This is a genomic window from Geobacillus thermodenitrificans subsp. thermodenitrificans DSM 465 (genome assembly GCF_000496575.1).
Taxonomy (GTDB): Bacteria; Bacillota; Bacilli; order Bacillales; family Anoxybacillaceae; genus Geobacillus; species Geobacillus thermodenitrificans.
In genome coordinates this window covers 71,862-93,664 of sequence record NZ_AYKT01000002.1, presented here as the reverse complement: position 1 = coordinate 93,664, position 21,803 = coordinate 71,862, and the positions used below count along the sequence as shown (strand labels likewise).

Annotated in this window: 18 protein-coding genes and 1 other annotated feature (1 of these 19 only partly in view); of the genes, 5 read left to right on the top strand and 13 right to left on the bottom strand. The window is 52.5% G+C overall.

Annotated elements, in window-relative coordinates:
• Positions 1 to 223, bottom strand: a binding site (T-box leader); it reaches 2 nt to the left of the window's first position.
• A 155-nt stretch (positions 224 to 378) separates the two neighbouring features.
• On the top strand, positions 379 to 3,138 hold the full coding sequence (locus DSM465_RS0102875; protein WP_011887986.1) for a transglycosylase domain-containing protein: 2,760 nt from the start codon (positions 379 to 381) through the stop codon (positions 3,136 to 3,138).
• Positions 3,139 to 3,436: 298 nt separating this feature from the next.
• On the opposite strand, the gene acsA is transcribed toward DSM465_RS0102875, so the two are convergent.
• Complete coding sequence (gene acsA, locus DSM465_RS0102870; protein WP_008880911.1) at positions 3,437 to 5,152, bottom strand: acetate--CoA ligase; 1,716 nt, start codon at positions 5,150 to 5,152, stop codon at positions 3,437 to 3,439.
• Between the two features lie 175 nt (positions 5,153 to 5,327).
• Here acsA and DSM465_RS0102865 point away from each other — a divergent pair, with 175 nt between their 5' ends.
• Genes DSM465_RS0102865 through DSM465_RS0102855 form a run of 3 tightly spaced genes read left to right on the top strand, consistent with a single transcriptional unit; the run spans position 5,328 to position 7,802 of the window.
• A complete protein-coding gene (locus DSM465_RS0102865; protein ID WP_008880912.1) occupies positions 5,328 to 5,960 on the top strand; it encodes a GNAT family N-acetyltransferase in 633 nt (210 codons plus the stop codon).
• A gap of 31 nt (positions 5,961 to 5,991) precedes the next feature.
• Positions 5,992 to 6,636: an acetoin utilization AcuB family protein gene (locus DSM465_RS0102860; RefSeq protein ID WP_008880913.1), complete on the top strand. Its 645-nt coding sequence runs from the start codon at positions 5,992 to 5,994 to the stop codon at positions 6,634 to 6,636.
• Positions 6,633 to 7,802 carry an acetoin utilization protein AcuC gene (locus DSM465_RS0102855; RefSeq protein ID WP_008880914.1) on the top strand — a complete coding sequence of 390 codons (1,170 nt, stop codon included), beginning with the start codon at positions 6,633 to 6,635 and terminating at the stop codon, positions 7,800 to 7,802. The genes DSM465_RS0102860 and DSM465_RS0102855 overlap by 4 nt, the downstream gene beginning before the upstream one ends.
• Positions 7,803 to 8,092: 290 nt before the next feature.
• On the opposite strand, the gene ccpA is transcribed toward DSM465_RS0102855, so the two are convergent.
• From ccpA to DSM465_RS0102800, 11 genes are all read right to left on the bottom strand, one after another.
• Positions 8,093 to 9,088, bottom strand: coding sequence for a catabolite control protein A (gene ccpA, locus DSM465_RS0102850; RefSeq protein WP_011887988.1), 996 nt, complete (start codon positions 9,086 to 9,088; stop codon positions 8,093 to 8,095).
• 472 nt (positions 9,089 to 9,560) lie between these two features.
• On the bottom strand, positions 9,561 to 10,643 hold the full coding sequence (locus DSM465_RS0102845) for a bifunctional 3-deoxy-7-phosphoheptulonate synthase/chorismate mutase (RefSeq protein WP_008880916.1): 1,083 nt from the start codon (positions 10,641 to 10,643) through the stop codon (positions 9,561 to 9,563).
• Between the two features lie 243 nt (positions 10,644 to 10,886).
• The gene (gene ytxJ, locus DSM465_RS0102840) at positions 10,887 to 11,219 is read right to left on the bottom strand and encodes a bacillithiol system redox-active protein YtxJ (protein ID WP_029760596.1); all 333 of its coding nucleotides are present in this window, start codon (positions 11,217 to 11,219) and stop codon (positions 10,887 to 10,889) included.
• A gap of 5 nt (positions 11,220 to 11,224) precedes the next feature.
• Entirely contained in the window at positions 11,225 to 11,608 is a 384-nt protein-coding gene (locus tag DSM465_RS0102835) for a YtxH domain-containing protein (protein ID WP_029760595.1), read from the bottom strand.
• Positions 11,595 to 12,044 (bottom strand): DUF948 domain-containing protein, encoded by a 450-nt coding sequence (locus DSM465_RS0102830; protein WP_008880919.1) that lies wholly within the window; start codon positions 12,042 to 12,044, stop codon positions 11,595 to 11,597. The genes DSM465_RS0102835 and DSM465_RS0102830 overlap by 14 nt, the downstream gene beginning before the upstream one ends.
• A 261-nt stretch (positions 12,045 to 12,305) precedes the next feature.
• Entirely contained in the window at positions 12,306 to 13,610 is a 1,305-nt protein-coding gene (gene murC / locus DSM465_RS0102825; RefSeq protein WP_008880920.1) for a UDP-N-acetylmuramate--L-alanine ligase, read from the bottom strand.
• A 127-nt stretch (positions 13,611 to 13,737) separates the two neighbouring features.
• The gene (locus DSM465_RS18120; RefSeq protein WP_035498108.1) at positions 13,738 to 17,190 is read right to left on the bottom strand and encodes a DNA translocase FtsK; all 3,453 of its coding nucleotides are present in this window, start codon (positions 17,188 to 17,190) and stop codon (positions 13,738 to 13,740) included.
• A gap of 106 nt (positions 17,191 to 17,296) precedes the next feature.
• The gene (ytpR, locus tag DSM465_RS0102815; RefSeq protein WP_008880922.1) at positions 17,297 to 17,902 is read right to left on the bottom strand and encodes a YtpR family tRNA-binding protein; all 606 of its coding nucleotides are present in this window, start codon (positions 17,900 to 17,902) and stop codon (positions 17,297 to 17,299) included.
• A 21-nt stretch (positions 17,903 to 17,923) separates the two neighbouring features.
• Positions 17,924 to 18,721 carry a DUF1444 domain-containing protein gene (locus DSM465_RS0102810; protein WP_008880923.1) on the bottom strand — a complete coding sequence of 266 codons (798 nt, stop codon included), beginning with the start codon at positions 18,719 to 18,721 and terminating at the stop codon, positions 17,924 to 17,926.
• Positions 18,722 to 18,767: 46 nt separating this feature from the next.
• Positions 18,768 to 19,298 (bottom strand): DUF84 family protein, encoded by a 531-nt coding sequence (locus tag DSM465_RS0102805; RefSeq protein ID WP_008880924.1) that lies wholly within the window; start codon positions 19,296 to 19,298, stop codon positions 18,768 to 18,770.
• 102 nt (positions 19,299 to 19,400) lie between these two features.
• Positions 19,401 to 20,477, bottom strand: a complete 1,077-nt coding sequence (locus DSM465_RS0102800; protein ID WP_008880925.1) for a M42 family metallopeptidase — start codon at positions 20,475 to 20,477, stop codon at positions 19,401 to 19,403.
• A gap of 112 nt (positions 20,478 to 20,589) precedes the next feature.
• Here DSM465_RS0102800 and DSM465_RS0102795 point away from each other — a divergent pair, with 112 nt between their 5' ends.
• Positions 20,590 to 20,886 carry a PepSY domain-containing protein gene (locus DSM465_RS0102795; protein WP_029760589.1) on the top strand — a complete coding sequence of 99 codons (297 nt, stop codon included), beginning with the start codon at positions 20,590 to 20,592 and terminating at the stop codon, positions 20,884 to 20,886.
• On the opposite strand, the gene DSM465_RS0102790 is transcribed toward DSM465_RS0102795, so the two are convergent.
• Positions 20,881 to 21,732: a YtnP family quorum-quenching lactonase gene (locus DSM465_RS0102790; protein WP_029760588.1), complete on the bottom strand. Its 852-nt coding sequence runs from the start codon at positions 21,730 to 21,732 to the stop codon at positions 20,881 to 20,883. The two genes, DSM465_RS0102795 and DSM465_RS0102790, sit on opposite strands and share 6 nt — an antisense overlap.
• Positions 21,733 to 21,803: the final 71 nt, after the last annotated feature.

Genomic DNA, 21,803 nt, shown 5'->3' with positions numbered 1-21,803 from the left:
AAGGGGCGAGTGTTCGTCGCGGTACCACCCTACTTAGAAAGCATGTTGCTTTCTCGCTCATTTCGGTAACGGCGCATGCCGGCAGACGGCTACTAGGCGACAAAGCCGTTCACCATCGCTGCTCGGGGAGGTAATTCACGTTTGCCTATGGACTGGCTCGCACCACCCGCCAGCTCTCTGCACCAGGGAGACAACCGCTACTTGTTCCCGTCATCGCTTTGTCGGTATGAATATATACATTCTTTTACCATACCAGCACACTCACTGTCAACTCCGGCTTTTTTCGCCACAAATGGCGAAAAAGCGACAAAATCCCGCAACAGAACATGCGAGTATGCTATACTTATATATATGATTTGCCATTATAGGGGGCCCGATATGGAACAAAAACGGTTTCGAGCTTCTTTACAAAAAGTGTGGTACTATTTTTCCCTTACATATGACGTCGTCTGGAATGTCATCCTTATTTTGCTCATCGCCACACTCTGTCTTGTTTGTTTTGCCGTGGGCATCGGTGCCGGCTATTTTGCCTTTTTGGTGAAAGATATGGAGGTTCCGTCCCATGACCAACTGAAAAATGAGATTTACAGCTATGAAGAAACGAGCCATATGTATTTTGCTGACGGCATCTATTTAGGCCAATTCCGATCTGATCTCGACCGCGAGTCGGTGCGCCTTGCCGACGTCTCCCCGTACGTTGTGCAGGCGGTGATCGCCACGGAAGATGAGCATTTTTACGAGCATGACGGCGTCGTTCCCAAGGCTGTCATTCGCGCTATATTTCAAGAAGTGACCAATTCACCGATCAAAAGCGGCGGCAGTACGCTTACGCAGCAACTCGTCAAAAACCAGCTGCTGACCAGTGAAGTGTCGTTTGAACGCAAGGCGAAGGAAATGTTATTGGCGATGCGCTTGGAACGGTTTTTTTCCAAGGAAGAAATTTTAGAGGCCTACTTAAACGTTGTTCCGTTCGGCCGCAGTTCATCGGGCCGCAACATCGCCGGCATCCAAGCCGCCGCCCAAGGAGTGTTTGGCGTTGACGCCAAAGAACTCAATCTCGCCCAAGCGGCGTTTTTAGCCGGCTTGCCGCAAAACCCGTTCGTCTATACACCGTTTACCGCTGATGGGAGCCGCAAACAAGATATATCGGCCGGATTGGAACGGATGAAAACAGTGCTCTACCGGATGAAGCGCGCTGGTTATATTTCTGATAAGCAGTATAAAGAAGCGCTCGCCTACGATGTGACGAAGCATTTCGCCGCTCCGAAACCGACACCGTTTGAGCGCTATCCGTTTTTAACAATGGAAATCGAAAGACGAGCCAAAGACGTGCTTGCGGAAACGTTCGCTAAACGCGATGGCCACAAGCCGGAAGAGCTGAAACGCGATGCTGCTTTATACAGCCGCTATGTCGGTGAAGCGGAAAAAATGTTGCGGCAAGGAGGCTTGCACATCCATACGACGATCGACAAAGCGATTTATGAGCAAATGCAGCGTGTGGCCGCCAACTACCCGTATTACGGCAACGAACGGTTGTATTATGTGACAGACACAAAAACAGGGAAACGGATCGCCAAGCGCCAGCCGGTCGAAGTCGGGGCGATGCTCATCGAAAACAAAACCGGCAAAATCATCAGCTTTGTCGGCGGCCGTGATTACAAGCGCGAGCAGTTAAATCACGCCACCCAGGCGTACCGTTCGAACGGTTCAACGATGAAGCCGCTTTTAGTGTACGCACCGGCGATGGAGATGGGCGTCATTCAGCCCGGCTCGATCATTCCTGATCTTCCGCTTTCGATCGGTTCGTATAAGCCAAAAAATGCGGATGGAAAAACGCACGGCCTTGTCACAGCGCGGCGCGCGCTTCAACATTCGTACAACATCCCGGCTGTTCGGGTCTATACGAAAATCCAAAACCGCCATCCGGTCGACTATTTGCACAAAATGGGGATTACCAGCGTCGCTAAGGAAGAAGAAAAACATCCGGCTTTAGCGATCGGCGGGACGAATATCGGTGTCACCGTCGAAGAAAACGTGAATGCGTATGCGACCTTTGCCAATTACGGCTCATTTGTCGATGCGTATATGATCGAAAAGATTACCGACAAAGACGGAAAAGTCATTTATCAACATACAAGCAAACCGGTTCGCGTCTTTTCTCCGCAAACATCGTATTTAATGATCGATATGATGCGTGACGTGCTGCGCGGTGGAACCGCCTCTTCAGTGCGGCGTTACTTGACGTTTTCTGCTGACTGGGCCGGCAAGACGGGAACATCGCAAGACAATCGCGATTCATGGTTTGTTGCCACTAATCCGAACGTCACGTTCGGCGTTTGGATCGGTTACGATCGTCCAGCGTCGCTTGAGTCGCGCTACAAAGGGTTTTCCTACGGCCAACGCACTCAGCTGTTATGGGCGCAATTGATGAATGCCGCCCATCGTGTGAAACCGAAACTCATCAATCCGTCGGAACGGTTTTTAATGCCAGGCGGCATCGTTCGCCGCGCGTATTGTGCCACGAGTGGATTCAGCCCGTCATCGGCATGTAAAAAAGCTGGACTCGTTCGCTATGATTTATACAATACAAAGTTTACGCCGCGGCAAGGAAGCGATGACTATTTGATCGAGGGTCGGGTTGTCGTCATTGGCGAGCATCGGTATGCAGCGCTCGAGACGACGCCGGAAGAGTTTGTCACCCGCGAGGTCGTTGTCAATCCAAAATTGCTCGATCAGTGGGGAATCAATAGAAAGACATCGGTCGGCGATGCGTTCGTTGTTTCCACCTTAAAAGACAATGGACGCGTGCCCGCCCCACCGGCCGCCCGCCTGAATGACAATCAGCTCGTCTGGGCTCGCCACGGAGAGCGCGATGTCATCGGCTACCGCGTCTATCAGGTAAGCGAAACCGGAAAGCGGCAAATCGTCGCCATCATCAAAGCGGGGGAAACGACTTCCTTTTCCGATCTCAAACCGGGAGCAACATATTACGTCACCGCTGTCGATATTGCTGGCCGGGAATCAGCACCATCAAGCAAAGTCGCACTGCCGGCCGCCCAGTCCTCCCCGCCGGCCAATTCGCCCGCTAGTGCGGACAACGCGGAAAATAGCGAAGCTCCCCCATCTTCTTCTAGATAAATATTATGAGGCTTTCCAACCAAACAGTTGGAAAGCCTTTTTTTATGAGCGGGCACCTATTTTTCGACCGGCAGGAGAACCTCCTTTCGCCGCCTATATACTCGTGGTCGTTCGTTCCACTTCCTCTCGCTCGTCTTTTATGCCTTGTCATCCCACTTTTTCAACCGTTACGTCTCCCGTTATCTTTTTCCGTCACGGAGTTGTATGAATGGCGAACAACTGACGGAGCATTGCATCATCTGACGCTATAAGAAAAAGCGCCCGGAAAGCGCAACATTCCGGGCGCCTATGTTCGTGTTTAGTCTTCCATGGTCGATAAGTCGCCGGTCGGCAAGTTGAGCTCCCACGCTTTTAAGACGCGGCGCATAATTTTTCCGCTTCGCGTTTTCGGCAGTTTGTCGCGGAACTCGATCTCGCGCGGCGCGGCATGGGCAGCAAGCCCTTTTTTCACAAACTGGCGAATGTCTTCTTTCAGCTCTTCTGACGGCGCGTATCCTTCACGGAGCGCGATGAACGCCTTGATGATTTCTCCGCGCACCGGGTCCGGCTTGCCGATGACGCCGGCTTCAGCAACAGCCGGGTGCTCGACGAGCTTGCTTTCGACTTCAAACGGGCCGACGCGCTCGCCCGATGTATTGATCACATCGTCCACGCGCCCTTGGAACCAGAAATAGCCGTCTTCGTCCATGTAAGCCGAGTCGCCGGACACATACCAATCGCCGATAAAGTACGATTCGTATTTTTGCGGGTTGTTCCAAATCGTTTTCATCATCGACGGCCAACCTTTTTTGATGGCTAAGTTGCCCATCCGATACGGCGGCAGGACGTTCCCTTGATCATCGATGATTGCTGCCTGCACGCCTGGAATGGGTTTCCCCATCGAACCAGGCTTAATTTCCATGCACGGGTAGTTGCAAATGAGATGACCACCTGTTTCCGTCATCCACCACGTATCATGAATGCGGCGGCCGAACACTTTCAGTCCCCAGCGGATGACTTCCGGGTTGAGCGGCTCACCGACGCTTAACACATGGCGGAGCGAGCTTAAGTCGTATTTTTTCACCACTTCATCGCCCGCGCCCATCAGCATGCGGAACGCCGTCGGTGCGCTGTACCAGACGGTGACACCGAAGTCTTGAATCGTTTGATACCAAGCGTCCGGGCTGAAGCGGCCTCCGACGATCACACTCGATGCTCCGCACAGCCACGGACCGAAAATGCCGTATGACGTCCCGGTCACCCAACCCGGATCGGCTGTGCACCAATAAATGTCATCTTCTTTTAAATCAAGCACCCATTTCGCTGTTTGATAGTGTTGGATCATCGCATTATGGACGTGCAAAACGCCTTTCGGCTTGCCGGTCGAGCCGGACGTATAGTGCAAAATCAGGCCGTCTTGACGATCCACCCATTGGATGTCAAAGTGTTTGCTCGCCTCATTCATCCGCTTTTTCAAATCGATGTACGGCCCTTCTTCAACAATATCGTCACCAACTAAAAAGACGTACTTCAGTTCCGGAAGGTCGCCGACCGGCACACGCGGCAACAGCTCCGGCGTCGTGACGATCGCTTTCGCTCCGCTATCTTCTAGACGGTCGCGTACCGCTCCTTCCATAAACGCTTCAAACAGCGGTCCGACGATAGCGCCGGTTTTAATGATGCCAAGCACCGTAAAATACAGTTCCGGCAAACGCGGCATAAACACAAACACGCGGTCGCCTTTTTCAATGTCGGCCACCTGCTTTAAGACGTTGGCAACTTTGTTGGACAGCTCCTTCATTTCTTTGAACGTATATTTCTCATTCCGCACAGCGTCACGGTAGTAAAGTGCCACCTTATTTTTTCGGAACGACTCGGCATGGCGGTCGATCGCTTCGTACGCCATGTTGACTCGTCCAGTTTCATACCAAGAAAACGCCTTTTCCGTTTCCGTCCATTCAAATTGTTCGTATGCTTCCTCGTAGTTTTTCAAGTTGTAATCCCCTTGTACGACGGGTAGCAGTTCCGTTTTCATTCTCCGATCCCCCTTATGTAAGTGGTTACATTACTTATTATAGTAGATAATAATTGATTTCTCAATTTTTAAAATATTCCCGTCGCCTATTTTTTTGAAATTTTTTTGAACTGCGATTACTAAGGCCATTTTTATGTATAATGAAAGAAGATTGAGTGATTCAGGTGGTGACCGAATGGAACATAAAAAAACGTATAACGCCAAAGAGCTGAAAACACCGAAAGGGACGCTTCTCATCGAAGGACCGGTAACACCGGAAGCATTGGCCAGCTACGAATTTCACCCTGACTTAACTTCATTCCGCCAGCCCTCCAAACAACACGAAGCATTAATCGAGATCGCCAAGCTGCCGGAAGGGCGGATCATTATCGCCCGTCGCGGTGGAACCATCGTCGGTTATGTCACGTTTTTATATCCAGATCCGCTTGAACGTTGGTCCGAAGGAAAGATGGAAAATTTAATCGAGCTCGGTGCCATTGAAGTAATCCCTGAATTTCGTGGTTTTGGTGTTGGAAAAAATTTATTGATCGTCTCCATGATGGACGATGCGATGGAAGATTATATTATCATTACAACTGAGTATTACTGGCATTGGGATTTAAAAGGAACCGGGCTAAACGTATGGGAATACCGAAAAGTAATGGAGAAAATGATGAACGCCGGCGGGCTCGTCTGGTACGCGACCGACGACCCGGAAATTTGTTCTCATCCGGCGAACTGCCTAATGGTCCGCATCGGCAAACGAGTCGATCCGGAATCGATTCAACGGTTTGACCGGCTTCGCTTTATGAACCGGTATATGTACTAAACACGCGATACACAAAGGGGAGGGGAGACATATGATTGTTGAACAAGTCATGAAAACATCGGTGATCACGCTCCGTGCCACGAATACGATCGCCGAAGCGCTGCAGTTGCTTCGCCATCATCGCATCCGCCATCTCCCGGTCATCGACGAGGAAGGACATTTAATCGGCCTTGTGACAGACCGCGATTTGCGCGACGCCAGCCCATCGATTTTTCATCTTCACCAACATCTTGAAGACTTGCAAAAACCGGTCAGCACCATTATGAAAACAGACATCATCGTCGGCCACCCGCTCGATTTCGTCGAAGAAGTCGCCGCACTCTTTTACGAGCACCGGATCGGCTGCCTGCCGATCGTCAACGGGGGTAAGCTCGTTGGCATTATAACCGAAACAGATTTATTGCACACGCTCATTCAGCTGACCGGCGCCCACCAGCCTGGGTCGCAAATCGAAATCAAAGTGCCGAACGAAGCCGGCATGTTGAGCAAGGCGGCAAGCATCATCTCCAACCGCCACGTCAATATCGCCAGCGTCCTTCTTTATCCAGACAGCGACCCTAACTATAAAATCTTAGTGTTTCGCGTGCAAACGATGAACCCGATCAACTTAATCCATGATTTGAAAAAGGCTGGTTATACGGTGTTATGGCCGAACTTGCCGGGGGTTACATCATGAGCGACAAGTGCGTATTTGTTTATAGCGAACAATTTCTCCGTTATAAGTTTCATGATGACCACCCGTTTAACCAGCTGCGGGTCAAGCTGACCTACGATTTATTGCGAACCATCGGCGCGTTGGACGACCGTCACGTCGTCCCTCCGCGCATGGCGACGGATGAGGAGCTGACCCTCATCCACGATCGGGCATACATCGAAGCGGTCAAGGCAGCCGGGCGCGGCGAGCTTTCGGAAACCGCCGCGGCAAACTACGGCCTCGGCACCGAAGACACGCCGATATTTCCGAACATGCATGAGGCGAGCGCCCTCCTTGTTGGCAGCACGCTGACGGCTGTGGATTACGTCTTATCTGGACAGGCCGACCATGCGCTCAACCTTGGCGGCGGCTTACATCATGGATTCCGTGGCAAGGCGTCGGGCTTTTGCGTCTACAATGACAGCGCGGTCGCCATTCAATACATTCGCGAAAAATACGGATTGCGCGTCTTGTATGTCGACACCGACGCCCACCATGGCGATGGGGTGCAATGGGCGTTTTATGACGATCCAAACGTCTGCACGTTCTCCATTCATGAGACAGGCCGCTACTTGTTTCCGGGGACAGGAAACGTCAATGAACGTGGCCATGGAGCGGGTTACGGCTATTCGTTCAACATTCCGGTCGACGCCTTTACAGAAGACGAGTCATGGCTTTATGCCTACACGATGGCACTCCGGGAAATCGCTGACTTTTTCCGCCCCGATGTCATCGTGACGCAAAATGGGGTGGATGCCCATTATTACGATCCGCTTACCCATTTGTCGGTAACGATGAAAACGTATCGCGCCATTCCGAAGCTCGCCCACCAAATCGCCCATGAATATTGCGGCGGGCGCTGGATCGCCGTCGGCGGCGGTGGCTACGACATTTGGCGCGTTGTCCCACGGGCATGGGCGCTTCTTTGGTTAGAAATGACGGAACAATCCGATATTTCTGGCCCTCTACCGGCCGCTTGGCGCGAGCGATGGCAGCCACTTTCCCCGGTCTCCTTGCCGCTCGAATGGGACGATCCGGACAATTTGTATGCACCGATCCCACGCAAAGCGGAAATTAGCGAAAAAAATGCCCAGACGGTGGAAAAAGCGTTGTATTTCATCCGCAGCCAGCGGCGCGCGGGCACTTGATCCTTACTTCCTGCTACAGACGTGCGGGGATTCGCGGTTTCCATTGGCCAAACAAGAGGCGGTGCAGAGAAAGCACCTCCTCTTATTTTGCTTCAAGAAGTGGACACATAGCCCAATGCCATGTGTTTTCAAACCGAGAAACTTCACAATCGTTCATCTCGTCTTCCCGCCAGCCTCATCTTTGCCTACTGTGCTCGTGGAGCAGCTTCATGATGTGGCAGTTTTTCACCCGTTTTTTCTGCTCACAAGACAATTAAAAAAGCGCCCATCCGGGCGCTTTTTCTTGTTGTTTATTTCGTCGACTCGCGCACTTCCAACCGATGCGGCAAGACGACGATATGGTTGTCGACGTGTTCCTTGTTCATATATTTCGTCAGCAACCGCATCGCCACCGCGCCGATGTCATACATCGGCTGCACGACGGTCGTCAGCCGCGGCCGCACCATCGTCGCCAGCCTTGTGTTGTCAAAGCCGACGACTTCGAGCTCATCCGGCACACGCACTCCTTGATCTTGGGCGCTATGGATGATGCCGAGCGCCATTTCGTCCGTGCCGGCAAATACCGCCGTCGGCCGCTCGGCGAGCTCAGCAATTTTTTCATATGCTTCTAAACCGGAATCATATGAGTTGTCGCCTTCAACAACGAGTTCTTCGTCGTACGGCACTCCGTGCTCCTCAAGCGCACGACGATAGCCGGCCAGTTTCCGCTGGTTGATCGGATCGTCGGTCGGACCGGTGACATACGCCACGCGACGATTTCCTCTTTCGAGCAAATACGTCACGGCTTCAAACGCCGCCTGCTCGTAGTCAATGTTGACTGATGGAATCGTCTCGTTTGGCTCTATCGTTGCGGCAAGCACGATCGGCACAGACGATTTTTGAAACTCGGCGACGTGCTCCTCGGTGATCGTCCCACCCATAAACAAAATGCCGTCTACTTGCTTTGCAAGCATCGTATTAAGCAAATGCAGCTCTTTGTCTTTGTTTTGGTCGGAGTTGCTTAAAATAATGTTGTATTTATACATTGTCGCAATATCTTCAATGCCGCGTGCCAACTCAGCAAAGAAGATGCTCGAAATATCCGGGATGATCACCCCGACCGTCGTTGTTTTTTTGCTAGCGAGGCCGCGAGCGACTGCATTCGGACGATAGCCGAGCCGCTCAATCGCTTCCAATACTTTTTTTCTTGTTGACGGCTTGACGTTCGGGTTGCCGTTCACAACGCGCGAGACCGTCGCCATCGAGACGTTCGCCTCTCGCGCCACATCATAAATCGTTACGGTCATTCCGTTCACTCCTTTTTACTCAATCCGGTAACCTACCAGAGTTCCGATATATATATGTACAACTATCATACGATACATTATCTCCAACTCGCAACGAAATGGCAATGATTTTGCTGTTTTGTTCACAAACCGTTCACGGATAGTTTACCCAAAAAGCGTTTGAACAATCTCGATAAAAAGCAAATTTCATCGCAAAAATGAAAGAAAAGCGAGCACGTCTCAGCCGCCCATGTGTTCACACACAAAACGGAGGCTGCTTTTCAACTGTCCCGCTTCTAATCGACGTTTCTGTTGAGCATGCACGCATCTTGAGTTGTCGCTTTTATGCCCCAAACCGCTGCGATATTCACACCTCTTCTCCACGATGCGCATCAGACGCTAGGCAATGGCCCCTCCCCTAACGCTGCCCGCTTCACCGCCACGCAGCAGACGATAAAAATCCCCTTCGGCCGAAACCAAAGGGGAGGCTGATTTACGCCTGAACAAACTGGCGTTGGAAAGCGCGAACTTCTTCCATGAATTCGTTGAATTGGGCAATATCCATTTGTTGAGCGGAGTCGGACAAAGCGACGGCCGGATCCGGATGCACTTCGGCCATGACGCCGTCAGCGCCGATCGCCAACGCCGCTTTGGCGCACGGAATGAGAAGATCACGACGTCCGGTCGAATGGGTGACATCGACAAACACCGGCAAGTGCGTTTCTTTCTTTAAGATCGGCACCGCTGAAATGTCGAGCGTATTGCGCGTCGCCCGTTCATACGTGCGGATGCCGCGCTCACACAAAATGATTTGCCCATTGCCTTGCGACATAATGTATTCAGCAGCGTTAATGAATTCTTCAATCGTCGCTGCTAAACCGCGCTTCAGCAAAACTGGCTTATTCACTTGACCAGCCGCTTTCAGCAGCTCAAAGTTTTGCATGTTGCGCGCACCAATTTGAATCACATCAATATAATCCAAGGCGGTCTCAATATCCGCCGGAGTGACGATTTCGCTAATGACCGCCAAATCAAATTCATCGGCGATCCGTTTCAAAATTTTCAGTCCTTCGACGCCAAGCCCTTGGAAGTCATATGGCGAAGTGCGCGGTTTATACGCGCCGCCACGCAGCAACTTCACGCCTTGTTTTTTCACCGCTTCGGCGACCGCAGCCACCTGCTCGTAGCTTTCTACCGCACAAGGTCCCATGACGAAATATTGATTGCCGTCGCCGATCCGTTCGCCTTTCACTTCGACGATCGTGTTTTCCGGATGTTTTTTCCGTGAGACGAGCAGCGCTTTCCGGTGATCATCTTCTTGCAGCTCAAGCGCCGCTTTAAAAATTTCCTTGAAAATATGCTGCAGCGTCGACGTTTCAAACGGTCCATCGTTATGCTCGGAAATCAGATCAAGCATTTTCCGCTCGCGCACCGGGTCGTAGCGATGCGTTCCTTGCGCTTCTTTAATTTTCCCGATCTCTTGGACGAGCCGTCCCCGTTCATTGATCAGTTTCAACAGTTGCAAGTTGATTTCGTCGACTCTCGCCCGCAGCTCATCTAATCTCTCGTTGCTCATGCTTCCCCCATCCTTTCGCCAAATATCGTGCGATGTTTCGTTCTCCTAGTCTCGCCTACAGGACGATGGCAAGCCGCCCGTCAGGCGCTTCCCCTCATCCGGAGACAGAACGGTTAAGTTTTGTAATTAGTCTTTATTATAATGGATGAAACCCCAGTTGTCACGAAAAAAATGCTTTTTTGATTAAACGCTTTTAAGTGATAAAGCGAGAAGGTTGGCAAAAACCGCCCGCTAGGCAGGCGGTTATGCGGTGACCGTGTGCGCTTTTAACGCATCGTACGTAATCTTCCAATGGGATGTATGCCAAACCACTTGGCCGTTTTCAAACAGCAGCACTTGCGGCGACTCATGCTTAACGCCCGTTCGCTCCGCGATATAGTTGGAAAGCGGGCGCGCCTCTTGAACGTATAGGCAATAGACGGCCAGCTCCGGATGGTCGGCGGCAAACTTCTCACACTCACGGAACGCCGCTTGACTAATCGGACATGTTAAGCTATGTTTGACGAATAAAAAGCGATCCATTTCTTGCATAACGCGATCAAACTGTTCGATCGCCTCCAGTTTCTCCATTCCCACCGTCTTCACTCCATTTCTCTTCGGTATGACATGTTTTGCTCAGCATCATCTAGCGCTGCTTCCGCTTCTTCAAGCAGCTTTTGGAGCGTTTCGCGGTCTGTCTCATCTGCCGATGGTGGAATCGGGATCGTCGTTTCTTCGATGTTTTCCCCACCAGCTGGCGCTTCAGCCGTTTTCAGCGGGATGAAGTTGGCGATTTCCTTCGTTTTCTCTTTGGCCGTCTCGAACCATTCGGTAGCTGTCGTTTTCACCGGCTCCCATGTCTCGTAGTTGTTCAAGTCGTTCAGCCACTTCCGCCCTTTTTCACTCGTCAAAAACATCGCAGCAGCCGCGCCGGCGATGCCGCCGACAAGCGCTCCAAGCAAAAATCCGCCATTATTTTTGGCCATTTCGTATACCCTCCTTTTCTCGCAGTTGTTCTCTTTCTCTCCATTTTTCCCATATATCAAGCAAAACATTTGCCCAGCGCAGCGCTTTCGCCCACTTTTCTTGCCCTTGGCTCGCCCTCGCCGACAGCGCAGCTGCCGTCTGCTGAAGTGCGCGGTTTAGCGATCGGACGGTGCCGCCGATTTCATTCACCGCCTCGATCGTATTGTTTAACTTTTCTGCCTTGTTTTGCATATCACCGGCGATGCTATTAGCCGTATGGAGAAGCTGGGTCACTTCTTTCCCAACCGTCTGCACTTGTTCATCGGCATGGTTGACTGCTGCTGTCAGCCGGCGCAGCGTCTCCTGCAAAACAATGAGCGTTCTCGCTATGTAAACCGCAAGAAGCAAAAAAGCGACAGCGATGAGCGCGGCGCTCGCATACAAAAGCCATTCCACCTTGTTTCCCCCTTGCCTGTTGAAGCATTTCGTCCTTCTTTATACCCGCTCTGCTCCGTTTTCAAACTTCGACATCCCATCCTCTGTTTCCTGCCCAGCTCTTCATCTTTCCCGACGAATTCACGGCAGAGAATGAGAAATTTTGCCGACCTTCTCTAGTGAAGACGAACCGCATTTCTCATTCCGTTTGCTTCGTTTACGAGTAAACGTCTTCCCATAAAAAACAGGCCGTCTTGATCACGGCCTGCTTCCTATCGGCCGTTAGGCGGAGAGAACGGCCTGTTCGTATGCATGTTGAAACTTTTGAATGTCGCCGGCACCCATAAACACAAGTACTGCATCGCGATGCTGCTTCAACACCGACACGTTTTGCTCCTCAAGCAGCTGCGAGCGCGGGATTTTCTCCTGTAAGTCCCGAATAGACAGCTTGCCATGATGTTCGCGCGCCGAGCCGAAAATGTCGCACAAATAAACATAGTCGGCCTGCTGCAAGCTTTCGGCAAACTCACTCAAAAATGTTTGCGTCCGCGTATACGTGTGCGGCTGAAAAATAGCGACGACTTCGCGCCCCGGGTATTTTTGTCTAGCTGCTTCCAATGTCGCCATAATTTCGCGCGGATGATGCGCATAATCGTCAATTAACACTTGGCGCCCGACCGTTTTTTCGCTAAAGCGGCGCTTCACTCCTTGGAACGTTTGCAGCCGCGCAGCGATCGTGCCAGCGTCAATTCCCTCGTAATGACAAAGGGCGATGACCGCGAGCGCATTCAGCACGTTATGAGTGCCAAAGCGCGGAATGGTAAACGAGGCGAAAAACGTGTTGCGCACAAATACGTCAAACGCTGTTCCTTCTGTCGTTTTCACGATGTTGCGCGCCTGAAAATCATTTTCTTCGCCAAGCCCATAAAACAAGATCGGCACTTTGGCTTGAATATTTTGCAAATACGGATCGTCCCCGCAAGCGACAATCCCTTTTTTCACTTGTTGCGCCATCTGCTGGAAAGCAGAAAAGACGTCGTCGATATTGGCAAAATAATCTGGGTGGTCGAAGTCAATGTTCGTGATAATTGCATAATCTGGAAAATAGGAGAGAAAGTGTCTTCGGTATTCACACGCTTCAAATACAAAGTATTTGCTCCCCGGCTCCCCTTTTCCCGTTCCATCTCCGATTAAATACGACGTTGGATGCGCCCCTTGCATCACATGAGCGAGCAGCCCCGTCGTCGTCGTCTTTCCGTGCGAGCCGGTCACCGCTATACTCGTAAACTTGCTTGCCAACTCACCTAAAAAGCGATGGTACCGAATGACAGGAACACTGAGCTGACGAGCGGCTTCGATTTCCTCGTGCGTGTCCGGAAATGCATTGCCGGCAATGACCGTATAACCCGGGTGAACATTATCTTTTGAAAAAGGCAAAACCGGGATTCCCCGCTCTTCAAGTGCCTTTTGTGTAAAAAACCATTTTTCTACGTCCGATCCTTGCACTGTATAGCCGAGATCATAAAGCACTTGCGCGAGCGCGCTCATCCCCGTGCCTTTAATGCCAACAAAATGGTAAACTGTCATCGCTAAGCCCTCCAACCATCGTCTCTCTGTAAGACAGTATATGATATTTATCTATTTTTGCCATTTATTTCATCCTACTGTACCAACTGTCTCATTTCCCCATTATAGCACGCCGGTCGGCAAAACACTACTGTTCGGAAGAGGAAAAACCATCCGTCTGCAACGCGCCTCTCTCCCGCCAACGCGTCCATTCTTCTTCACTCATTAGTACGTCACGCGGTTTGCTGCCGCGCGCTTCGGAAATCAGTCCTTGCTCCTCCATCATCTCGATAAGCCGGGCGGCGCGGTTGTAGCCGATGCGGAAATGGCGCTGTAAACTCGATGTGGATGCCCCACCTTGCGCAATGACAAACCGACACGCTTCGTCAAATAATTCATCATCTTCCTCACTAAACGCCGCCGTCTGCCGAAACTCGTCCGGGCTGAACATGTAGGAAGGGCCTTGTTGCGCCTTCACATACGCCGTCACCCGTTCAATTTCCTCATCGGAAATAAAACAGCCTTGCAACCGCACCGACTTCGCCGAACCGTTCTCCAAAAAGAGCATATCGCCGCGACCAAGCAGCCGCTCGGCTCCATTCGCATCCAAAATCGTACGCGAATCAATTTGAGAAGAGACGGAAAAAGCAATGCGCGTTGGAATGTTCGCTTTAATTAAGCCGGTGATGACATCAACCGACGGCCGCTGGGTAGCGATCAATAAGTGAATGCCACATGCCCGTGCTTTTTGTGCCAACCGGCAAATCGATTCTTCGACATCGGCTGGGGCGGCCATCATTAAATCGGCCAACTCATCAATGACAATCACGATGTATGGAAGGATCGGTTCACCGCTGCCTTGGGCACGGAGATAAGCATTATACTTTTCAATGTCACGCACGCCCGCATGAACAAATAGCTCATACCGCCGCTCCATTTCGCGGACCGCCCATTTGAGCGCCCCGGCAGCCGCCTTCGCCTCCGTAATGACCGGGCTGAGCAAATGCGGCAAGCCGTTGTACGGTGCCAATTCGACCATTTTCGGGTCGATAAGCAGCCATTTTACCTCATGCGGAGCGGCTTTATACAACATGCTGACGAGCATTGCGTTCATGCACACGCTTTTCCCTGACCCGGTCGCTCCAGCGATGAGTCCATGCGGCATTTTTTTGATGTCCGTCACAACCGGCGCTCCGCTAATATCAAGACCGAGCGCGACCGTGAGCGGAGAACGGTGCTCGCGAAACGCGCTGCTGTCTAAAATCTCCCGCAGCTGCACCGGGCGGCTCGACGGGTTGGGCACTTCGATGCCGATCGTCCGTTTTCCCGGAATCGGCGCTTCAATCCGAATATCTCTCGCCGCCAAGCTTAGTTTGATATCATCCGTCAAACTTGTAATCTTGCTCACTTTCACTCCTAAATCAGGCTGCACTTCAAACTGCGTGACTGTCGGGCCTTGCGTGGCGTGAACGACTTTAGCGCCAATATGGAAACTTTCAAACGTCTGGTCCAAACGGGCGCATTGTTCGCGAATCCATTGTTCATCGCAGGCCGCTGCCTCTCCCGGTGGCTGAAGGAGCGACAACGGCGGCAGCGAATAGCCGCTCGAGCGACGGGCCGCTCTTTCTTCCAGCTTGCGCCGATCTTGCTTTAGCATCATGACGTTGTACGGAATGCGCATTCGTTCCGGACGATGGCGATCAGCCGCCCGTCTGTTTTCACTAGCCGGTGACGAAGAGGAATGCGGTCTTCTCTCAGCCTCTTTAGAAGTCCCCCGTGCATTCCTGTTGCCGCTCTCCGTCGGCAGCTCTTGCATTTCCTTTTGTCCATCGTCGCGGTCATCCGGTTGAGTTAATCTGTTTTCATGTTCATCTCCGCCTTCACGGGAGCCGCTCTCGGGTTCAACGACGGATGCGGACTGACGAAGCGACGCATGCGCCTGTTCCTCTTTCATTTCAGCAGCCGCCGGTTCACCGATCGTCGGCACGGCCGCAGACATCGCCTCCGGGACTTCCTTTTCTTCCGAGACGGGCGCTTCTGTCCATGTCGTCCCTTTCATTACTGCCTGCCCCGCTTCTGCTTTCCCTTCGCAATCGTCATCCCCTGCCGAAATGCCTTCTACCTGCTCCTCTGCTTCTTTTGCTATTTCAGTGAATGCCGATTCGCCAAGAGCAGGAGCTTCCTCGACAAGTTCAACGGACGGATCCTTTGCTTCTATCGCTATCTCGGTAAATGCCGGCTCGTCAAGGACAGACGATTCCTCGACAGGCTCAACAGGCTGCCCCTCTGCTTCTGCCGCTGTCTCCGTCAATGTCGGTTCGCCAAGGACAGGCGTGCCCTCATCAGACTCAACGGACGGATCCTTCGCTTCCGCTGCCGTCTCCGTGAATGATGGTTCGTCAAGCGCGGACTCTTCCGCGATAGGATCAGCCGATGGCTCCTTCGCTTCTACTGCCGTTTGGGTGAATGCCGGTTCACCAAGGACGAGCGATTCTTCGACAAGCTCAACAGGCTGCTCCTCTGCTTCTGCCGCTGTCTCCGTCAATGTCGATTCGTCAAGGACAGACGATTCCTCGACAGGCTCAACAGGCTGCCCCTCTGCTTCTGCCGCTGTCTCCGTCAATGTCGGTTCGCCAAGGACAGGCGTGCCCTCATCAGACTCAACGGACGGCCCCTTCGCTTCCGCTGCCGTCTCCGTCAATGCCGATTCGTCAAGGACAAGCGATTCCTCGACAGGCTCAATGGACGGTTTCTCTGCTTCCGCCGCTGTTTCCGTGAATGCCGATTCGTCAAAGGCAGACGTTCCCTCGACAAGCTCAACAGACGGCTCCTTCGCTTCCGCTGCCGTCTCCGTCAATGCCGATTCGTCAAGGACAGGTGATTCCTCGACAGGCTCAACAGGCAGCTCCTCTGCTTCTGCCGCTGTCTCGGTGAACGGCGCTTTGCGAAGCTCATTTTCTCCCTCGCTGTTTTCATTCATCCGTTTTTCTGCGCCTGGCGTTGCGATCTGTACGGTTGCGGCATCGACTTGAGTCTCTTTTTCTGTCTGCCGGTCGGCCGCCGCTCCCTCCTTCGCGCTGTGAGTCGTTTGTTCCAACGTCCCTTGCGGCGCGGCGGTATCGGTGAAATCAGATGAGCGAGACGACAGAGCTTGTTCACTTGGCAAGCTGCTCGCTTGTCCATCGGCGGACAAGCCCTCAGGACGTTGCTTCGCTTTTTCTGCCGTTCGCCTAGCGGCAATGATTCCTTGTTCTGTCAGTCGTTGCCGCTGTTCCCTATTGTTATGGTACCCAAAAATAGGAGACGGCACGTCGGACGGACGGAACGGCTTTTTTTCTGACGTTTCTCTCACTGTATCGACAGATGGGCGGCGTGGGGGCTTCAGCGTGCTTTCCTCGTCGACTATTTGCCTTGTCGTCTTCTTAGTCTCTAAGGAATGGTCATCTGGAATGAGCGGAAACCGGAAACGGCCTTGCGGGTACTGGTACACGACTTTCGCCTCGGCGCGTTCCGGCCTGTGGTCTAGTCGTTCTCTGTTGGTTGGTCGTTCGTGTTCCTCCTCATCTGTAAAAAAACGAAGCCATCGTTTCCAAAATTTCATTGATCGTTCCACTCTTTCTATTCATTCAGTGTCGGAAAAAACGTCACTGGAGTCAGTTCCAGTGACGTTCAAGCTGAATATCGCCCAGCTCTCCCATATTGACTCGTTAAAACGTGAACGGTTGTCCCACTTCATATTCATCGGAGAGCACAAGAATCCCTTTTTCTTGCGGGGCGTTTGGCAATCCGAGTTCGCGTGCCGAGCAAATCATGCCGCGCGAGGTGACGCCGCGCAGCTCACTTTCTTGAATGACGAGCCCGCTTGGCATGACCGCGCCGATTTTCGCGACGACGACTTTTTGCCCTGCAGCAACGTTCGGCGCCCCGCAGACGATTTGCAACACTTCGTTGCCGACATCGACTTGACAGATACTCAGTTTATCGGCGTTCGGGTGTTTTTCCTTTTCCTTTACATATCCAACAACGAATTTTGGCGACAAATCGGCTTCAATCCGCTCTTCATAGCCGTTTTTCGCCAAAATGTCATTCACGACATTGACCAGTTCTTCATTCACTTCAAGCGGACCGCTGCCAGAAAACGGATAATACGAAGAAGCGGAAAAAATATTATAGCCGACCGTCTCGCCTGTCCGTTCAGAAATGATGCGGACAACATCCCCTTGCTTTGTAAACACTCGCTCCTCAGCCGCCACTGGCTTTAGCGATACTAGCAATACATCACCGAGCCCTTCCCGATTGTAAAACACGTTCATCGCTTAACTCCTCCTTGTGCGCTACGTTCTCCGTTTTTTTCCTAAAATGAAGATCGGTTCAAGTTTGCCGTTTTCATATAAAAAGGACAATGCCGTAATCGGCACGCGGCCATTGGCAAAAAAGCTCATCGTCATTTGCGCCAACACATCATAGCCAATGTCATTGCGCAAATCAGCAAGAATGAGCACGTCTTGATGAGGAACGGCTATCGCCATCGTTCCTTCCATGCGTGTATGCATTTCGGCCAAAAACGCATCGTTTAAAATTCGGCTCGCATCATAGCCGTCGTTCGTGTTGACAAAATAAAACACGTTGTCGGCAACGCGGTCTTCTTTCACCGGCGTCGGCAGCGAACGGACGTTAAAGCGGGCGATTTCCTTCACCCGCTCGCGGTTCCATTTTTCCTTTTCCATCATTTGTTCATCAATCAAGCGATAGGTTTTACCCAAATCAAGCGCGTAGTAAATGCGCGTTTCGGCCGTATGATCATCGTGCAAAAGCGGAACGCCTTCTTTCGTTTCAGTCGGAAACGACGTCGACCGGATCACGGGATAAATGTTCCGTTCGTTTCCGGAAAGCGTTGCTGTTTCTTCCATTGTTTTCAGTGTCTCTTCTACGTAATAAATAATTTCGCGCACCGCTTCGTCTTTTTGTTCGTGCCACTTGGCGATCACGCCGGGAAGCGAGATCGTAACCCCTTTTTTCGTGCGGTGATCTTCGATTCGCATCGTATCATGTTTGGCATCAAAGTGAAACGTCCAATGCGGATGGGCGTTGAGACGTTCCTTGATCGTCTCATACATTTGCCGGCTGTTCATCAATCTGCCTCCTTGTTTTTATGGCGTCGCCAGCTGTCCTCCTTTATCATACCGTGAACGGGCCATTTTGACAAAACAATTCGTATTGGCCGACCAACAGCTGAACGATGTGGGAAAACATCGCTGCACGGTCGATGCGCCCGTTCGTAAACACACCGACCGCCCCCTCTTTGGTGCGGATGTTCCGCCGCCCTGTATATTCCTCCATTAGTTCACCGAGCTCGCGCCCCGCCTCAAGCCCGGCGCCGATGTCTGGCGGCAAGGCGAGACGCGCACCACCGGCAGCGACAGTAATGCCGTTTCGGTCAACGAGCGCTCCCCAGTTACAAAGCCACCATTGCCCGTCCATGTTCATGACGCCGCCCTCAAGCCCGATACCGATCTCCGCCTCGGCGGCTTCAAGCGCCCGCTTGGCGCGCTGAATCGCCCCACGCCGCGTTTCCTCGTCCGAAAGCGGCTGAGCGGAGACGCCTGATGGCACATCAATCGGAACAATGCGCCATTGCGATCCTCCGAACACCGCACGAACAGCGGCCACTTTCGCTTCGTTTTTTGTTCCGACTGCGATTGTCTTCATTGCTCATCCTCCTTGGCATGGAAAAGGAGAAGCTACCGCTTCTCCCCTTATCTTGTTCAGCTTTCGCCATCGTGTTGCTTCTTTGCCGCCATTCGCTTTTGATCAGCTGTTGGCGCGAATCGCTTCGACCGTCGCCCGGTCGCATCGTTTCACAAGCTCGACGATCAATTGTTTGGCCGCCGCATAATCGTCGACATGAATGATCGACGCATGCGTATGAATATAGCGAGCGCAAAGGCCAATCACTGCCGACGGCACACCGCGGTTCGCGATATGGACTCTGCCGGCGTCCGTTCCTCCGGCTGGAGAAATGAAAAATTGATATGGCACACCAAGCGATTCCGCCGTATCGAGCACGAACTCGCGCATGCCGCGGTGCGTCACCATCGTCCGGTCGTACAAACGGAGGAGCGCCCCTTTGCCGATATGGCCAAACGCCTGTTTATCGCCAGACATATCGTTCGCCGGACTTGCTTCAAGGGCGAAAAAGATATCCGGATTAATCATCGTTGCCGCCGTCTGCGCCCCGCGCAGCCCGACTTCCTCTTGGACCGTCGCTCCGGCATACAACACGTTTGGCACGGTTTCGTCTTTCAGCTCTTTTAACAGCTCAATGGCAAGCCCGCAGCCAAACCGGTTGTCCCACGCTTTGGCCATCACCGTTTTCCCGTTTGCAAGCGGAGTGAACGGGCTGACCGGCACGATCGGCTGGCCTGGACGAATACCGATCCGTTCAGCGTCCTCACGGCTTTCCGCGCCGATGTCAATGAGCATATGTTTGAGTTCCATCGGTTTGTTGCGCTGCTCCTCATTGAGCAAATGCGGCGGAGTCGAGCCGATGACGCCAATGACCGGCCCGTCGTCCGTGATAATTTGCACGCGCTGGGCGAGCAGCACTTGATTCCACCAGCTACCGAGCGTTTGAAAGCGAATCATGCCGTTATCGGTAATCGCCGTTACCATAAATCCGACCTCGTCCATATGGCCAGCGACCATCACCGTTGGACCTGTCTCATCGCCACGCTTGACACCGAAAATGCTGCCGAGACGGTCTTGCACGATCTCATCGGCGTATTTGGCGAGCTCTTTGCGCATAAACTGCCGCACCGCGTGCTCATGGCCTGGCGCCCCTGGCAGTTCGGTCAACGTTTGAAACAGTTGCAGCGTTTCTACGTTCATCACGGTTCTCCCTTTCTTTTCATTCATTGCCTTCTGTTTTTCCGCTCTGCTTACATCTTCCGTCAAAATCGGCTATACTAATCCGTATCAAGGCAAAAGGAGGAACAAACGCATGGCTTGGAAAAAATGGCTTGTTGGCGTTGCCGTCGGTGCCGCTGCTGTCTGCGCCATCCGCGCCGCGTCACGGCCCGCACTTCTCACCCCGGAAAAAGCGCTGGCGATGGCGAAGCAATCGCTCAGCGGGACGCGCCCGATCCGTGGTTCATGGATTCAATCCGCTCCGGAGCGCTATGAGAAAAACGGGTTGACATACACCGTCTACCGCGGCGGCATTTGCCGTGATGACAGGGATGACGAGTTTTGGGTGAACGCGTACACCGGCGCCATCGTCGACACGAAACCGCTATAGCATCGGCCGGTTTCGCTTCACTTGCTCTGCGATCGTTCCGTCTTCCCGCCATTTGACAGCGCGGTAATAGGCATCATGATAAAACGTAAACCAAGCGTTCCGCTCGATGCCGTACGGAAGCCACCGCTGTTTGGCGAAAATCGAGTCCATCGGGTAATCATCATACGCCATCACCCAAAGGACGTTTTGATGCGCATGCGTGCCGAGCAAATCGCCGAGGTGGATGGCCATCTCCCCATCCGATTCGATCAACACAATCGCATGGCCGGCGCTATGACCGCCGGTATGTATGAGGCGGATACCGGAGACGACTTCCGTTTCTTTCGTAAACGGAATGACCTGTTCAGCAATCGGCTCCCAGTTTTCTTTCCAATACGTATTGCGCGAGCGGATGTTTGGAGCGCGCATTTCCTCCCACTCCACGTCCGAAGTGATGATCGCTGCGCGCGGAAACGCCGGCACAAGCCGCCCGTCTTCCCAAACCGTCAACCCGCACGCATGGTCAAAATGAAGATGGGTCATGATGACGATGTCAATATCGCCGCGCGTCAGCCCCAGCGCAGCGAGCGACTCGTCAAGCGACGATTCCTCGGTGACGCCGAAATTGCGCTTTTGTTTATCGGTCAGTTTGCCGTTGCCGATGCCGGATTCAATGAGCAGACGTTTGCCGCCAGCCTCCACCAAAATGGGATCCGTGCGCAGCTCAATTTGGTTTTGGTCATTCGGCGGATATTTTTTCGACCAAAGCGGTTTCGGAACGACACCGAACATCGCCCCGCCGTCAAGATGAGTAACGCCTCCGTTCAACCATGTCAATGTCACTTGTCCAACTTGTAATTGTTCCATGTTCCTCTCCCCCCCTTATTCATTAGTGTACCATTTTCTTCATCGGCCGGAAAGGATGGAACGCTCTCCCA

Bases quoted from the DNA above. Each gene is read 5' to 3' on its own strand.
- DSM465_RS0102845 (WP_008880916.1), bottom strand. From the start codon at position 10,643: ATGAGCAACGAGAGATTAGATGAGCTGCGGGCGAGAGTCGACGAAATC.
- DSM465_RS0102835 (WP_029760595.1), bottom strand. From the start codon at position 11,608: ATGGCCAAAAATAATGGCGGATTTTTGCTTGGAGCGCTTGTCGGCGGC.
- DSM465_RS0102795 (WP_029760589.1), top strand. From the start codon at position 20,590: ATGGCTTGGAAAAAATGGCTTGTTGGCGTTGCCGTCGGTGCCGCTGCT.
- ccpA (WP_011887988.1), bottom strand. From the start codon at position 9,088: ATGACCGTAACGATTTATGATGTGGCGCGAGAGGCGAACGTCTCGATG.
- murC (WP_008880920.1), bottom strand. From the start codon at position 13,610: ATGACAGTTTACCATTTTGTTGGCATTAAAGGCACGGGGATGAGCGCG.
- acsA (WP_008880911.1), bottom strand. From the start codon at position 5,152: ATGAAAACGGAACTGCTACCCGTCGTACAAGGGGATTACAACTTGAAA.
- DSM465_RS0102805 (WP_008880924.1), bottom strand. From the start codon at position 19,298: ATGAAGACAATCGCAGTCGGAACAAAAAACGAAGCGAAAGTGGCCGCT.
- DSM465_RS0102855 (WP_008880914.1), top strand. From the start codon at position 6,633: ATGAGCGACAAGTGCGTATTTGTTTATAGCGAACAATTTCTCCGTTAT.
- DSM465_RS0102865 (WP_008880912.1), top strand. From the start codon at position 5,328: ATGGAACATAAAAAAACGTATAACGCCAAAGAGCTGAAAACACCGAAA.
- DSM465_RS0102790 (WP_029760588.1), bottom strand. From the start codon at position 21,732: ATGGAACAATTACAAGTTGGACAAGTGACATTGACATGGTTGAACGGA.
- DSM465_RS0102875 (WP_011887986.1), top strand. From the start codon at position 379: ATGGAACAAAAACGGTTTCGAGCTTCTTTACAAAAAGTGTGGTACTAT.
- DSM465_RS0102810 (WP_008880923.1), bottom strand. From the start codon at position 18,721: ATGAACAGCCGGCAAATGTATGAGACGATCAAGGAACGTCTCAACGCC.
- ytpR (WP_008880922.1), bottom strand. From the start codon at position 17,902: ATGAACGTGTTTTACAATCGGGAAGGGCTCGGTGATGTATTGCTAGTA.
- DSM465_RS0102800 (WP_008880925.1), bottom strand. From the start codon at position 20,477: ATGAACGTAGAAACGCTGCAACTGTTTCAAACGTTGACCGAACTGCCA.
- DSM465_RS18120 (WP_035498108.1), bottom strand. From the start codon at position 17,190: ATGAAATTTTGGAAACGATGGCTTCGTTTTTTTACAGATGAGGAGGAA.
- DSM465_RS0102860 (WP_008880913.1), top strand. From the start codon at position 5,992: ATGATTGTTGAACAAGTCATGAAAACATCGGTGATCACGCTCCGTGCC.